Origin of the sequence: Streptomyces sp. NP160 (assembly GCF_006335115.1) — a bacterium.
In the GTDB taxonomy this organism is placed as follows: Bacteria; Actinomycetota; Actinomycetes; order Actinomycetales; family Quadrisphaeraceae; genus Quadrisphaera.
The window spans coordinates 1-802 of sequence record NZ_VDMJ01000052.1; the positions used below are offsets into that span (position 1 = coordinate 1).

At 72.7% G+C, this 802-nt stretch carries 1 protein-coding gene; it reads left to right on the forward strand.

Annotation, left to right across the window (positions count from 1 at the left end):
• Positions 1–306: 306 nt before the first annotated feature.
• The coding region (locus tag FHN55_RS21075) for a fatty acid desaturase (RefSeq protein ID WP_180357994.1) at positions 307–802 on the forward strand (496 nt) is incomplete at its 3' end.

Sequence of the window (802 nt, forward strand, 5' to 3'; positions counted from 1 at the left end):
CCTCACCTCAGTCGGCTCGAGCCGCTGGGTGCGGCCACCACGGCACTGCGAGACCCGCGGCGACGTCGTTCCCGACCCTAGCCGCGTTTGCGGTCCTCCGCGTCTACACGTAACGTCTACAGCGTAGACAGGCGCTGTAGACACTCGTGGTCCATCTGAGCGGCCACCGACCCCAACGGCGCCACCACGTCCTTCCGCGCTGCTGGTGGTGCGCCCAAGACCCAGCAGCGCGGAACACCACGACCGCCGCAGCCCGCCGCCGTGCTCGCCAGCGGACCGACGCGATGACACGACCTGGAGGTCCCCATGAGCACCCTCACCCGCCCGGGGCAGGACCCCGCCCCTCCGGGGCAGGCGCCGGCCCAGCCGCGCTCCAGGACGCAGCGACCCCAACAGCGCGCCGTCAGCACGTACGCCGCGCTGTCCGCGCGCGTCCAGAGCGCCGGCCTCATGGCCCGCCGCCGCGGCTACTACGCCGTCCGCACCACCGCTGCCGTCCTGGCCGCCGCTGGCGTCGTCACCGCCGTCGTCCTGCTCGGCGAGACCTGGTGGCAGCTGCTGCTGGCCGCTGCCGTCGGTGTGCTGGCCACCCAGTTCGCCTTCTTCGGGCACGACGGCGCCCACCGCCAGATCTTCGAGTCCGCCCGCCGCAACGACTGGGCCGCCCGCGTCTTCGCGGGGCTCTTCGCGGGCCTGAGCTACGGCTGGTGGATGCGCAAGCACTCCAAGCACCACGGCGCGCCCAACCAGCTGGGCAAGGACACCGACATCGAGTCCACCGTCGTCGCCTTCCACGAGGAGG